The sequence below is a fragment of the Hydrogenophaga intermedia genome (genome assembly GCF_000723405.1).
GTDB classification, from domain to species: domain Bacteria; phylum Pseudomonadota; class Gammaproteobacteria; order Burkholderiales; family Burkholderiaceae_C; genus Hydrogenophaga; species Hydrogenophaga intermedia.
Genome location: NZ_CCAE010000054.1, coordinates 1 through 12,756 on the forward strand (window position 1 = coordinate 1; position 12,756 = coordinate 12,756).

Genomic DNA, 12,756 nt, shown 5'->3' on the forward strand with positions numbered 1-12,756 from the left:
CGGCGGCGCCGGTGGGGCAAAAGAGCCGCCCGCCCGCCTGACTAATGCGCCCCCGCCGCCGCCTCCGCAGCCGCCGCCTGCGAGGCCGCGTCCCGCTTCGGCACGCGCGTGAGCCACACCAGCGGGATCAGCGCCAGGAACAGCATGGACGACAGCCAGAAGATGTCGTTGGCGGCCATGGTGAAGGCCTGTTGTTGCAGCAGCCGGTCGATGGCGGCGAGAGACTGCGTGGTCCCCATGCCGTTGCCCGCCAGGCCGGCGAGCGCGGCCTGCGCCGCCGGGCTGCCGTTGTTGATGGCCTCGGACAGGTGGGCGTGGTGCAGGGCGGCGCGGCTTTCCCACACCGTGGTGGCCACCGACGTGCCCACCGCCCCGAAGGTGATGCGCACGAAGTTGGACAGGCCCGCGGCCGCCGGGATGCGGTCGGGCGGCAGGCCCGAGAGCGTGAGCGTGTTGAGCGGGATGAAGAAGAAGGCCACCGCCACGCCCTGGATGATGGTGGGGATGAGGATGGTGTTGAAGTCCGCCTGCGTGGAGAAGTGCGAGCGCATCAGCATCACCAGCGCGAACACGCCGAAGGAGAAGGTGACGTAGCGGCGCGGGTCCACCTTGCCCACGGTGCGGCCCACGAAGGGCGAGAGCACGATGGCCAGCAGGCCCACGGGCGCGGTCACCATGCCGGCGTCGGTGGCGGTGTAGCCCATGAACTGCTGCAGCCACAGCGGCAGCAGCACCACGTTGCCGAAGAACAGGCCGTAGGCGATGGAGGTGCCCACGGTGCCGGCCCAGAAGTTGCGGCCCTTGAACAGCGTGAGGTCCACCACCGGGTGCTCGTCGGTGAGCTCCCAGGCGAGGAAGAAGGCGAAGCCGACGACGGCCGTGACGGCCAGGCCCACGATCAGCGGCGAGGCGAACCAGTCGTGCTCCTTGCCCAGGTCCAGCACCATCTGCAGCGCGGCGATCCACACGATCAGCAGGGCCAGGCCGATGCGGTCGATGGGCAGCTTGCGCACCACGCTTTCGCGGCGGTGGTAGATGCGCCAGATGAAGAAGGCCGCGAGCAGGCCCACGGGCACGTTGATGTAGAAGATCCACGGCCAGTCGATGTTGTCGGTGATCCAGCCGCCCAGCAGCGGGCCCATCACCGGCGCCACCAGCGTGGTCATGGCCCAGGCGGCCATGGCGCGCCCTGCCTGTTCGCGCGGGTAGCTCTGCAGCAGCAGGCTTTGCGACAGCGGGATCATGGGCCCGGCCACGAAGCCCTGCAGCACACGGAAGGCGATGAGCATGGGCATGCTGGTGGCCAGGCCGCACAGCAGCGAGGCCAGCACGAACAGCAGCACGCTGCCCACCATGAGCCGCACCTGCCCCAGGCGCTGCGTGAGCCAGCCGGTGAGCGGCACCGCAATGGCGTTGGCCACGGCGAAGCTGGTGATGACCCAGGTGCCCTGGTTGGGGCTGACGCCCAGGTCGCCCGCGATGGCGGGGAGGGACACGTTGGCGATGGACGTGTCCAGCACGTTCATGAACGTGGCGGCCGAGATGGCGAGCGTGCCCCACAGGCGCGCGCTGCCCTGCAGCGGCGGGTGCGCGCCCGGTGGCGCGGCGGGCTTCGGTGGCGTGCCGGCGTCGGCGGTGGCGGTGGCGGCCATGCTCAGAGCGTGCGTTGCGCGACGCGGGTGGCGCCGAGGTTGTCCTGGATGATGCGATGGACCAGGTCATCGGCCTCGACGCCCGCGTGGTCGAAGGCCTGCGTGCTGACGTGCGCGGCGGTGGGCGCGCTGGCCAGGGACTTGCCGTCCTGCTGGCGCACGTTCACGGTCGCTTCCATCGACAGGCCCACGCGCAGCGGGTGCGCATCGAGCTGGCCGGGGTCGAGCGCGATGCGCACGGGCACGCGCTGCACCACCTTGATCCAGTTGCCGGTGGCGTTCTGCGCCGGCAGCAAGGCGAAGGTGGAGCCCGTGCCCACGCCCAGGCCCACCACCTGGCCGGTGTAGCGCACGTCCTTGCCGTAGAGGTCGGCGGTGAGTTCGACGGGCTGGCCCAGGCGGATGTGGCGCAGTTGCCCTTCCTTGAAGTTCGCGTCCACCCACACCTGCTTGAGCGGCACCACAGCCATCAGCGGCGTGCCGGCGGCCACGCGCTGGCCCAGTTGCACGGTGCGCTTGGCGACGTGGCCGTCCACCGGCGCGGGCAGGGTGAGGCGCTGCGTGGCGAGCCAGGCCTCGCGCACCTTGGCGGCGGCAGTCTGCACCTGCGGGTGCTGTTCGACGGAGGTGCCTTCGGTCATGGCGCGGTTGCTGGCGAGTTGCTCGCGCGAGGCGGCGAGCGCGGCCTCGGCGGCGGCCTGCACGCTGCGCGCGGCGGTGAGCTGGGCCTCGGCGTGCTGCAGCTCTTCCTTCGACACGGCGCCGTTGCCCGCCAGCGACTGGCGGCGGTTCAGGTCGTCGCTGGCGCGCGCGACCTCGTTGCGGGCCTTGGCCACGTCCGCCTGGCGCGCGGCCACCTGGGCGTCGAAGGCACCGTTGTCGGCGTAGAGCTTGCGCACCTGGCGCACGGTCTGCGCGAGCTGGGCTTCGGCCTGTTCGAGTGCGAGCGTGGCGTCGGCCGGGTCGAGCCGCACCAGCGGCTGGCCGGCCTTCACGAAGTCGGTGTCATCGGCCAGGATGGCTTGCACCGTGCCGCCGATCTGCGGCGTGATCTGCACCACGTCGCCCTGCACGTAGGCGTTGTCGGTGGATTCGTAGTGGCTGGCGACCAGCCATTCGTAGGCGCCGAAGGCCAGGCCGCCGAACGCCACCACGGTGGCGATGGCGAGCAGGGCTTTTTTGCGGGGGTTGCCGTTGGGCGCGGGGGTGGCGGTGGTGCTCATGGTGAGGGGGGCGTTGGGTTCAGGGGCGTTCGGCGGCGGTGCGCGTCGGCAGCGAGGCATGGGTGTCGGCGGCGTCGGTCGGTTCGCGCCAGCCGCCGCCCAGGGCCTGGGCCAGGTTCACCTGGGCCTGCAGGGCGCGCGTGCGCAGGTCCACGTCGAGCCGGCGCTGGGCCAGCACGGCGGTCTCGGCCGAGAGCAGTTGCAGGTGGTTGGACAGGCCCGCGCGGTAGCGCTGTTCGGCGATGGAATAGGCCGACTCGGCCGATTGCAGGGACTGTTGTTGCTGGGTGCGTTGCAGCGCCACGGAGCGCGCGGAGGCGAGCTGGTCGGCCACCTCGTGCACGGCCTCGACCACGGCGGCGTTGTAGCTCTCGATGGCGGCGTCCAGGTCGGCGTTCTTGCCGCTCAGGTTGGCGCGCAGGCGCCCGCCGTCGAAGATCGGCAGGCGCACGGCGGGGCCGATGCCCCATTGCTTCGCGCCGCTGCTGAGCAACTCGTCGAGCCCGATGCTGGACAGGCCCACGTAGGCCACCAGGTTCAGGTTGGGATAGAACTGCGCGCGGGCGTTGGCTGCGTCGCCGCGTGCGACTTGCACGCGCCAGCGCGCGGCGGCGATGTCGGCGCGCCGGCCCAGCAGGTCGGTGGGCAGGGCCTGGGGCTCGGGCAGCGGGCGCAGGCCGGCCAGGCGCGGCGCCTGGGGCACGGGGTCTTGCGTGGGCTGGCCGATCAGCGCGGCCAGGGCGTGGCGCGTGAGTTCGATCTGCTCGTTGATGGCCTCGATCTGCTGGCGCGCCTCGGGCACGGCGCCTTCGCTCTGGCGCTGCTCCAGCACGCCGTCCAGGCCGGCGGACACGCGCTGGTTCACCAGGTCGAGCATGCCCTGGCGTTGCGCCAGCGCGCGCTGCGCGAGTTCGCGCTGCTCCTGCAGGCGCGCGAGCTGCACATAGCCGCGCACCACGTTGGTGGCCAGCAGCGTGCGCGCGGCGGCGGCTTCGGCCTGCGCGGCCTGGGCCGTGCCCAGGGCGGCGTCGAGCGCGGCGCGGTGGCGGCCGAAGAAGTCGATCTCCCACGAGCCGTTGAGCTGCAGCGTGGCGGTGTCCTGGATGCTGCCGGCCAGCGGTGCGGGCACCATGCCCTTGGCGGTGAAGCGCTGGTGCGTGGCGTCGAACTGGCCGTTGAGCTGCGGGCCGCTCGCGGCGTCCACGCTGTCGGCGGCGGCCAGGGCGCGGGCCACGCGGGCCTGCGCCACGCGCAGGTTCGGGCTGCCTTGCAGGGCCTGCTCCACCAGTTGGTCGAGTTGCGGATCGCCCAGCGCCTGCCACCAGCGCGGCTCGACGGGTGCGACTTCGGCGGCGGCGCGCGATTCGCTCAGGCCGAGGGAGGCGGCGTCGCGCAACTGCGCGTTGGCGGGCGCGACGCCTTCGGTGCTGGCGCAGCCGGCGACGACAAGGGCAGCGGCCAAAGGCAACAGCCACAGGCTGCGGGAGGAGAGCGTGGTCATGCGCGTGGCTCCTTCGCAGCCGCCAGGGCTTTCGCGCTGCCGAGCATGCGGCGCAGCAGGGCCTTGAGCGTGTCGAAGTCCTCTTGCGAGAAGTCCTGCAGCAGCTCGTTCTGCACCTTGCACAGCACGGCGGGAATGTGCTGCGCGGTGCGGCTGCCTTCGGACGTGAGTTCCAGGTTCACGACGCGGCGGTCTTGCGCGGACCGCGCGCGCTGGATGAAGCCTTTTTCCTCCAGCCGGTCAAGCATGCGCGTGGTGGCGCCCGCGTCGGTGCGGCACTCGCGCGCCAGTTCGGTGGAGGTGCTCGCCAGGTTCAGGTGCAGCTTGAGCAGGGGCATCCACTGCGCCTCGGTCAGGCCCAGGGGCGCCAGTTCGCGGTCCACCTGGCTGGCCATGGCGGACATGATTTCGCGCATGAGGCGGCCGATGGATTCGTCGGGCTTGAGGGTGTCCGGGTGGTAGAAAACCGGGGGTTCGTTTTTCATGATGGGAAAGGAATTTAAATGCCTAGGCAATTATTGTCAAGGCACTAAATCACGCCTTCATATTTCCCGGGCGCGGCGATTGCCACCCGCCCGGATCGATCCACTGTCGAGGAGACGCCCATGCCCATCGAAACCTTCGATGCCATCGTTGTCGGCGCTGGCCAGGCCGGCCCGGCCATCGCCGAACGCTGCAGCCGCGAGGGCCTGCGCACCGCCGTCATCGAGCGCGCCGAGTTCGGCGGCACCTGCGTGAACAACGGCTGCATCCCCACCAAGACGCTGGTGGGCAGCGCGCGGGCCATTCACCTGGCGCGGCGCGGCGAGGAATTCGGCTTTGCCACGGGCCGGCTGCGCGTGGACTTCGCGCGGGTGATGGCGCGCAAGGACGCGGTGGTGCAGCAATCGCGCGAGGGCGTGCAGAAGTGGGTGGAAGGCCTGGACCGGGCCGAGGTGATCCGGGGCGAGGCGCGCTTCGTGGCGCCCGGCCGGCTGCGCGTGGGCGATCGCGAACTGAGCGCGCCGCGCATCTTCCTCAACGTGGGCGCGCGCGCGGCGCGGCCGCCGCTCAAGGGCATCGACACCGTGCCCACGCTGGACAACGACTCGATGATGCGGCTCGACGAGCTGCCGCGCCACCTGGTGATCGTCGGTGGCAGCTACATCGGCCTGGAGTTCGCGCAGATGATGCGCCGCTTCGGCGCGAAGGTGACGGTGGTGGAGAAGTCCGAGCGCCTGTTGCCGCGCGAGGATGAAGACGTGAGCCAACAGATCCAGGCGATCCTGGAGAAGGAGGGCGTGCGCTTCGAGCTCGGTGCCGAGTGCATCTCGCTGGCGCCGCGCAAGAACGGCATCGCGGTGGGCGCCAGTTGCCAGCGCCAGGTGCCGCGCATCGTGGGCAGCCACGTGCTGCTGGCCGTGGGCCGCCAGCCCAACACCGACGGCCTGGACCTCAAGGCCGCCGGCATCGACACCGATCAGCGTGGCTACATCCGCGTGGACGAGCAGTGCCGCACCAGCGCCGACGGCGTGTGGGCGGTGGGCGAATGCAATGGCCGTGGCGCCTTTACGCACACGGCCTGGAACGACCACGAGGTGGTGGTGGCCAACCTGTTCGACCACGACCCGCGAAAACTCTCCGACCGCATCGACGCCTATGCGCTGTACATCGACCCGCCACTGGGCCGCGTGGGCATGAGCGAGGCCAAGGCGCGCGAGAGCGGCCGCCCGCAGCTGACGGCGAGCCTGCCCATGGCCCGTGTCGGCCGCGCGCGCGAGGCCGGTGAGACGCAGGGCGTGATGAAGGTGGTGGTTGACGCCGAGAGCCGGCGTCTGCTGGGCGCGAGCCTGCTGGGCTACCGCTGCGACGAGGCAGTGCACGGGCTGCTGGACCTCATGACCCTGAAGCAACCGGTGGACGCGCTCATCCGCTCGATGCCGATCCACCCCACGGTGTCGGAGCTGCTGCCGACGCTGCTGCAGAAGCTCGAACCGCTGAAGGACTGAGAAGGTGTGAGAGAACCCGGCGATCAGGCGGCGCAACGGCGCAGCGCGTCGACCACGGCGTCCACCTCGTCCGCGCGCAGGGCCACCAGCTCCAGCGTCAGCACGCCTTCGTGCACGGCGTGCTCCATCACCCACACCGGCGGGTCTTGTCGCTTGAGCGCCTGAGCCACGCGGCGCGCCTCGTTCGCGCCGTCCGCGAAGCGCAGCCGCACGCGCGGAAAGGGGGCGCCCAGCGGGTCGGGCACCAGCGTGACCTCGACCCCGCGCAGGCCGCGCAAGGCGTCCACGGCCTGTTGCGCCTTCTGCGCCTGCCGCGCACCCCAGGAAGGCAGGTCCAGCCCGCGCCGCTCGGCCAGGGCCGCCAGCACGCCCACGATGGCCTCCTTGCTCGCCTTCATCGCGCGGCCAATGCCTTTGTGCTGCGCGCGCACCGCGTCGATGAAGCCGGCCTCGCCCACCACCAGGCCCGCCGTCGGCGCGGCCAGGTACTTCTGCGCGCTCAGCACCAGGGCGGCGGGTTGCTGGGCCATGAGTTCGCGCACGCGCAAATCCTGCGCGGCACCGTCGATGAGCACGGGCACGCCGGCCGCGCGCGCCGCCTCGCACGCGGCAGGGAAGTCGAAGGCCGGGTCGCGCGTCAGGCGCGATGACACGAGCAGCAGGCAGGCCACCTCGGGCGCCGCCAGGGCGGGCAACAGCTCGTCGCCGGTGCAGCGCTCCGGCCGGCCGCAGGCCTGCACGGTGGCTCCGGCCAGGCGCACATCGGTGGCCAGCGGGTGGCCGTAGTCGATCAGGTGCGGCGCGGGCACTACCACCACGCGGCGCAGGCCCTCGGCATCGGGCAGTTGCGCGATCCGCGCCGGGTCCGACCCCGCCATGGCCGCGGCCACGCCCAGCGTGATGCCCGCCGCCGCGCAGTGCACCACCGTGCCCGCGGCAGCGCCGCTGAAGTCGGCGAGTTCGCGCGAGGCCAGGTCCTGCAGCTCGTCGATCACCAGGTAGCGCTGCAAGGCCCAGGCGGCGGCCTCGGCCACGGCGGGTGAGGACCGCGACACGCCCACGGGCGTGAAGGTGCCGGCGGCATTGAGGAGGGGGCTGCGCGAAAGCAGCGCGGGTGGAAGCAGGGGCTTGGTCATGGTGGGCTAAGGGCATTCCCCGAGAACGATTCGCTTTGTCAATCATTCTGACCGGCCTAGATTGCGCGGTTCACCTCAACGGACAGGAGACAAGCGATGAACGATTCGACCACGGCCAGGCGCCGCCGCCTGGGCCAGGGGCTGGTGCTGTTGCTCGCGCTGGGCGGCGCCATGCCGTTGGCGGCGCAGACCTGGCCCGCCCGCCCCGTGACGCTGGTGGTGGGCACGCCGCCCGGCGGCTCGGTCGACGTGTACGCGCGCGCGTTGGGCGATCAGCTCGCGCGCCAGACCGGTGGCACCTTCATCGTGGAGAACCGCGCCGGCGCCAACGGCAACCTCAGCGCCGAGCAGGTGCGCAAGGCCGCGCCCGACGGCCACACGCTGTGGATCAGCACGCAGGCCATGTTCACCATCAATCCCTCGGCCTACCCGGCGCTGCGCTGGCAACAGTCGGACTTCAAGGCCATCGCCAAGGGCGTCGAGAGCCCGCTGGTGCTGGTGGTGCACCCCTCGGTGCCGGTGCAGCAACTGGGCGAGCTGGGCCCCTGGCTCAAGGCCAACCCCGACAAGGCCACCTACGCCTCCTTCAGCCCGGGCACGCCCTCGCACTTTCTGGGCTTCCAGTTCGCCGAGCGCCTGAAGGTGCCCATGGTCCACATCCCCTACAAGGGCTCGGCGCCGCAGATCACCGACCTGCTCGGCGGCCAGGTGCTGCTGGGCTTCACGCAACTGCAGGCGGCGCTGCCGCACCTGCAGACCGGCAAGCTCAAGGCGCTGGCCGTCACCTCGCCGCAGCGCTCGCGCTTCCTGCCGCAGGTGCCCACGCTCGCGGAAATGGGGCATGGCGACCTGAACACCACCGTGTGGTTCGGCCTGATGGCGCCCGCCGCCACGCCGCCCGCGGTGATCGATGCCCTGATGGCGGCCACGGTGAAGGCGCAGGCCGACCCGGGCTTGAAAGGCAAGCTCGAGGCGCAGGGCTTCGACGTGCCGACCGAAAGCGGCGCCGCCTTCGACAAGACGATCACCACGGAGACCGCGCGCTGGGCGCAGGTGGTCAAGGCCACGGGGTTCAAGGCCAATGACTGAGCGCATTCCCGCACCCGCCCTCGACTTCTTCGCCCAACTGCGTGTGCAGGTGGGCCCGGTGCACGAGATCGGCCCCACGCCCGCCGGCAACCGGCGCGTCATCCCCATCACCGGTGGCACCGTGCAGGGCGATGGCTGGACGGCGCGCGTGCTGCCCGGCGGCGCCGATTTCCAGGCCATCGTCACGCCCTCGCTCGCGCGCCTGGACGCGCGCTACGTGCTGGAGACCGACGGTGGCGACCTCATCTACGTGAGCAATCAGGCGATCCGCGTGGCGGCGCCGGAGGTCACGGCCAAGCTGGTGCGCGGCGAGCCGGTCGACCCCGCGCTGGTGTACTTCCGCTGCGTGCCCGCGTTCGAGACGTCCTCGGCCGCACTGGGCTGGATCAACGAACGCCTCTTCGTCGGCACCGGCGTGCGCCGCCCGGATCGCGTGGAGATCGACTGCTTCGTGCTGCGCTAGTCTTGCCGGCGGCGCGCGCCGCGCCGGACCGAAAACCCGCCGATGGACATCCGCCAGCTCAAGTACTTCGTCGGTATCGCCGAGGCCGGCAGCCTGACCGAGGCCTCGCGGCGCCTGCACATCGTGCAGCCCGCGCTGAGCCAGCGCCTGGGTGACCTGGAGCGCGAGCTGGGGGTGAAGCTCGTGGTGCGTGGCCGCGTGGGCACCGCGCTCACGCCGGCCGGCACCGAGCTGTACGAACGCGCCAAGCGCATCCTCCAGCAGATCGACTACGCGGCCGCCGCCACGCGCGAGAAGGCCGGGGTGGTGGAGGGCACGCTCAGCATCGGCCTCTTGCGCAGCCTGTCGCCCCTGCTCAGCGCGCGCCTGTTCGGCGCGATCCGCGAGGCGATGCCGCGCGTGCAGCCGCAGATCCGCGTGGGCTACTCGGCCGAGCTGGAGCGCCTGCTGCACAAGGGCGAGCTGGATATGGCCACGCTGGTGTCGTCCACGGCCGGCGAGGGCGCGCGCGGCGCGGCGTTCTCCGAGCGCCTGTCGCTGGTGGGCTCGCGCGAGTTGCTGCGCGGCTTGCCGCGCCGGCTGCTACTCAAGGACGCACTGGCGGTGGACCTGCTGCTGTCGCCGATGCAACCGGCGCACCGACTGGTGATGGAGGCCTCGGAGCGCCTGGGCCTGTCCTTGCGCATCGTCGGCGGCATCGAGGACCTGCCGTCGATGCTGGAGCTGTGCGAGCAAGGCGTGGGCGCGACCATCCTCTCGACCTTTGCCGCGAGCCGCGCCGTGCAGCGCCCCGGCCTCGTCGCCCTGCCCATCGCCGAGAGCGGCCTGGAGCGCCACGTGCGCATCGCCATGGCGCCCGAGGCGGGCTGGTCCGAGGCGGTGCTGGTGGGCGAGTCCCTGCTCGCGCGCCTGCTGGCCGAGGCGGTCAAGAAATCCTGAAGCTCTCCTTTCGGTAGCAGCACGTTCTTGAAACATCGGCCGGCAGGGCGAGCCATTGCGCGGCGCAATGGCGACCTCGTGACAAAGTATTGGTCTCGCGCGCACCGCACGGGCACAGTGACTTCTCCCGACGATAACGAGGAGACACTGTGAAACTTTCCATCCGCCAGGCCCTGACGCTGGGCCTGCTCGCCGCTGGCGGCCACGGCGCCAGCGCGCAGAACGTGAGCCTGTACGGCATCACCGACGCCTACATCGGCAGCGTGCGCGGCAGCGAATCCCGCACCGTGCTCAACGAGGGCGGCAACGCCCTGTCCCGCCTGGGCTTTCGCGGCAGGGAAGACCTCGGTGGCGGTGCGTCGGCCTACTTCGTGCTGGAGATGGGCCTCACGCTGGACAACGGCACCATCCCCATCGGTGGCGGGTTCGGCCGTCAGTCCTTTGTCGGCATCGACGGCCGCTGGGGCGCCATCGAAGCGGGGCGCCAGTACACGCCGTTGTTCTTCAACCTGTTGGCCACCGTGCCCTTCGGCATGAACGCCAACTGGGCGCCGGTGCAGCTCTCGGGCAGCACGGACGGCCAGCCCGCCGCCATGCGCACCGTGGGCCTGCTCACGCGCCAGTCGAACCTGCTGCGCTACCGCTACGGGGGTGGCCCCCAGGCCAAGGGGCTGCGCGTCGACGTGGCGGTGGCGCCGGACGAGGGAGCGACCGGCATCGGCGGCATTCTGGGCCTCGGCGCCAGCTACCGCGGCAGCAACTACTTCATCGGCTACGCCGCCCAGCGCCTTGACAGCGGCAGCGCCGCGGCCACGCCGTTCCACAACGAGACGCAGGGCCTGAACGGCAGCTACTCCCTGGGAGCGCTGACGCTGTCGGCCGCGTACCTGGTGACGGACAGCACGGCCCCCGGTGCGCGGCGCGCGGCGCACACCGTGCTGGGCGCGGCGTACGACGTGGGGCCGCACCGCTGGATGGCGGAGATCAACCAGCGGGACCTGAGCGGCAGCCCGAACGACGCGCTGGCCTGGGCCCTGGGCTACGACTACCGCCTGAGCAAGCGCACCTCGCTGTACGGTCGCCTGTTGAATCTGAACAACCGGGGGACGGCCGCGAACACGCTGGCGCTGGCGGTGGTCAACGCCGGCAGCGGCGACGACGTGCGCGCCCTGGCGCTGGGCATCCGCCACAACTTCTGAGCGCCATGCGCCGTCCCAACTTCCTGGTCATCGTCACCGACCAGCACCGCGCCGACCACCTGGGCTGCTATGGCCACCCGGTGCTGCGCACGCCGCACATCGACGCGCTGGCCGCGCGTGGCACGCGCTTCGAGCGCTTCCACGCGGCCAGCCCGGTGTGCATGCCCAACCGCGCCTCGCTGCTCACGGGGCGCTACCCGTCGGCGCACGGCCTGCGCGTCAATGGTGGCGCGCTGTCGGTGCGCGCCACCACCTTCGTCGAGCAGTTGCGGCGCGCGGGCTACCGCACGGCCAGCCTGGGCAAGAGCCACGTGCAGCCCATGACGGACCGGCCCGCCGAGGGCGGCGCGCCGCCGCAGGCCATCGACGCCTGGAAGGACGACGGCGGCGACTACATGCAGGAGCAGCCACGGCACTTCGCGGGCACCGACCGCCACCCCTTCCACACGCCGTACTACGGCTACGACGAGGTGGACATGGTGACCTTCCATGGCGACCACGCGGGCGGCCACTACCTGCAGTGGTTGCGCCGCCACCTGCCCGAGGCCGACCGCCTGCGCGACCGCGCGAACCAGTTGCCGCACGACTACGTGTGCCCGCAGGCCTACCGCACCGCCATCCCCGAGGCCTACTACCCCACGAGCTACATTCGCGACCGCGCGGTGGACTTCCTGCGCACCACGCGCGGGCAGGCGCAGCCTTTCTTCGCCTTCGTGTCCTTCCCCGACCCGCACCACCCCTTCACACCCCCGGGGCGGTACTGGGGGCTTTACGACCCGGCCGATTTCCCTGTTCGCCTGCCCTTCGAGGCGCACCGCAACCCGCCACCACCGATCCGCTGGTGCCGCGAGCGCTTCCTGGACGGCAGCCGCGCGCGCCAGGGCCCGCACGACTCCTTCTTCGCGACCGAGCGAGAGATCCGCGAGGCCATGGCGCTCAGCGCCGGCATGATCACCATGATCGACGACGCCGTCGGCGACATCGTGCGCGCGCTGCAGGAGAGCGGCCAGGCCGAGAACACGGTGATCGTTTTCACCTCGGACCACGGCGACTACCTGGGCGACTTCAACCTGGTGCTCAAGGGCGCGCTGGCCTCGCGCGGCATCACGCGCGTGCCCTTCATCTGGTGCGACCCACGGCAGGCGGCGCCCGCCGTCAGCCCGGCGCTGGCCTCCACCATCGACATCGCGCCCAGCGTGCTGGCGCGCGCGGGGGTCGAGCCCTATGGCGGCATCCAGGGCCGCTCCTTGCTCGGCTGCCTCGACGGCGAGGGCCGCGTGTGGGACGAGCTGCTGGTGGAATACCAGGACAGCCGCACGCGCCAGGGCTTCCAGCGCCCGGCCTGCGTGCGCAGCCTGCTCACCGAGCGCCACCGCCTCAGCGTGTACCAGGACGAATCCTGGGGCGAGCTGTACGACCACCACGAGGACCCCGACGAGACCCACAACCTCTGGGACGCGCCGGACCAGGGCGACACCCAATCCCGACTCATGCAACAACTGCTGCGCAAGATGCTGTCCGCTGTGGACCCGAGTCCGCCGGCGCGCTACGCGGCCTGAAGGAGAC

Annotated in this window: 11 protein-coding genes; 6 read left to right on the forward strand and 5 right to left on the reverse strand. The window is 71.4% G+C overall.

What is annotated here, in order from left to right; genetic code table 11:
• Positions 1 to 41: 41 nt before the first annotated feature.
• From BN948_RS21180 to BN948_RS21195, 4 genes are read right to left on the reverse strand one after another with little or no spacing between them, the layout of a single operon-like run.
• Positions 42 to 1,652, reverse strand: coding sequence for a DHA2 family efflux MFS transporter permease subunit (locus BN948_RS21180; protein WP_009517469.1), 1,611 nt, complete (start codon positions 1,650 to 1,652; stop codon positions 42 to 44).
• A gap of 2 nt (positions 1,653 to 1,654) precedes the next feature.
• Entirely contained in the window at positions 1,655 to 2,875 is a 1,221-nt protein-coding gene (locus BN948_RS21185) for an HlyD/EmrA/EmrK family protein (RefSeq protein ID WP_009517470.1), read from the reverse strand.
• A gap of 19 nt (positions 2,876 to 2,894) precedes the next feature.
• On the reverse strand, positions 2,895 to 4,376 hold the full coding sequence (locus tag BN948_RS21190) for an efflux transporter outer membrane subunit (protein WP_009517471.1): 1,482 nt from the start codon (positions 4,374 to 4,376) through the stop codon (positions 2,895 to 2,897).
• Positions 4,373 to 4,861, reverse strand: coding sequence for a MarR family winged helix-turn-helix transcriptional regulator (locus BN948_RS21195; RefSeq protein WP_009517472.1), 489 nt, complete (start codon positions 4,859 to 4,861; stop codon positions 4,373 to 4,375). The genes BN948_RS21190 and BN948_RS21195 overlap by 4 nt, the downstream gene beginning before the upstream one ends.
• A gap of 120 nt (positions 4,862 to 4,981) precedes the next feature.
• Here BN948_RS21195 and BN948_RS21200 point away from each other — a divergent pair, with 120 nt between their 5' ends.
• Positions 4,982 to 6,364 carry an FAD-containing oxidoreductase gene (locus BN948_RS21200; protein WP_009517473.1) on the forward strand — a complete coding sequence of 461 codons (1,383 nt, stop codon included), beginning with the start codon at positions 4,982 to 4,984 and terminating at the stop codon, positions 6,362 to 6,364.
• Positions 6,365 to 6,387: 23 nt separating this feature from the next.
• Here the strand turns inward: BN948_RS21200 and BN948_RS21205 are convergent, their stop codons facing one another.
• A complete protein-coding gene (locus BN948_RS21205) occupies positions 6,388 to 7,500 on the reverse strand; it encodes an aminotransferase class V-fold PLP-dependent enzyme (RefSeq protein ID WP_009517474.1) in 1,113 nt (370 codons plus the stop codon).
• Positions 7,501 to 7,596: 96 nt separating this feature from the next.
• Here BN948_RS21205 and BN948_RS21210 point away from each other — a divergent pair, with 96 nt between their 5' ends.
• The 5 genes from BN948_RS21210 to BN948_RS21230 all read left to right on the forward strand — a co-directional run bounded on the left by BN948_RS21210 (position 7,597) and on the right by BN948_RS21230 (position 12,749).
• Positions 7,597 to 8,589, forward strand: a complete 993-nt coding sequence (locus BN948_RS21210) for a Bug family tripartite tricarboxylate transporter substrate binding protein (RefSeq protein ID WP_009517475.1) — start codon at positions 7,597 to 7,599, stop codon at positions 8,587 to 8,589.
• Positions 8,582 to 9,052 (forward strand): DUF3237 domain-containing protein, encoded by a 471-nt coding sequence (locus BN948_RS21215; RefSeq protein WP_009517476.1) that lies wholly within the window; start codon positions 8,582 to 8,584, stop codon positions 9,050 to 9,052. Before BN948_RS21210 ends, BN948_RS21215 begins: the two co-directional genes overlap by 8 nt.
• Before the next feature lie 42 nt (positions 9,053 to 9,094).
• Positions 9,095 to 9,991 carry a LysR family transcriptional regulator gene (locus BN948_RS21220; RefSeq protein ID WP_009517477.1) on the forward strand — a complete coding sequence of 299 codons (897 nt, stop codon included), beginning with the start codon at positions 9,095 to 9,097 and terminating at the stop codon, positions 9,989 to 9,991.
• Positions 9,992 to 10,140: 149 nt separating this feature from the next.
• On the forward strand, positions 10,141 to 11,190 hold the full coding sequence (locus tag BN948_RS21225) for a porin (protein WP_009517478.1): 1,050 nt from the start codon (positions 10,141 to 10,143) through the stop codon (positions 11,188 to 11,190).
• 5 nt (positions 11,191 to 11,195) lie between these two features.
• Positions 11,196 to 12,749, forward strand: coding sequence for a sulfatase family protein (locus BN948_RS21230; protein ID WP_009517479.1), 1,554 nt, complete (start codon positions 11,196 to 11,198; stop codon positions 12,747 to 12,749).
• Positions 12,750 to 12,756 lie beyond the last annotated feature (7 nt).

What these genes read in the sequence shown, in the direction of transcription:
- BN948_RS21180 (WP_009517469.1), bottom strand. Translation starts at nt 1,652, where the DNA reads ATGGCCGCCACCGCCACCGCCGACGCCGGCACGCCACCGAAGCCCGCC.
- BN948_RS21185 (WP_009517470.1), bottom strand. Translation starts at nt 2,875, where the DNA reads ATGAGCACCACCGCCACCCCCGCGCCCAACGGCAACCCCCGCAAAAAA.
- BN948_RS21190 (WP_009517471.1), bottom strand. Translation starts at nt 4,376, where the DNA reads ATGACCACGCTCTCCTCCCGCAGCCTGTGGCTGTTGCCTTTGGCCGCT.
- BN948_RS21195 (WP_009517472.1), bottom strand. Translation starts at nt 4,861, where the DNA reads ATGAAAAACGAACCCCCGGTTTTCTACCACCCGGACACCCTCAAGCCC.
- BN948_RS21200 (WP_009517473.1), top strand. Translation starts at nt 4,982, where the DNA reads ATGCCCATCGAAACCTTCGATGCCATCGTTGTCGGCGCTGGCCAGGCC.
- BN948_RS21205 (WP_009517474.1), bottom strand. Translation starts at nt 7,500, where the DNA reads ATGACCAAGCCCCTGCTTCCACCCGCGCTGCTTTCGCGCAGCCCCCTC.
- BN948_RS21210 (WP_009517475.1), top strand. Translation starts at nt 7,597, where the DNA reads ATGAACGATTCGACCACGGCCAGGCGCCGCCGCCTGGGCCAGGGGCTG.
- BN948_RS21215 (WP_009517476.1), top strand. Translation starts at nt 8,582, where the DNA reads ATGACTGAGCGCATTCCCGCACCCGCCCTCGACTTCTTCGCCCAACTG.
- BN948_RS21220 (WP_009517477.1), top strand. Translation starts at nt 9,095, where the DNA reads ATGGACATCCGCCAGCTCAAGTACTTCGTCGGTATCGCCGAGGCCGGC.
- BN948_RS21230 (WP_009517479.1), top strand. Translation starts at nt 11,196, where the DNA reads ATGCGCCGTCCCAACTTCCTGGTCATCGTCACCGACCAGCACCGCGCC.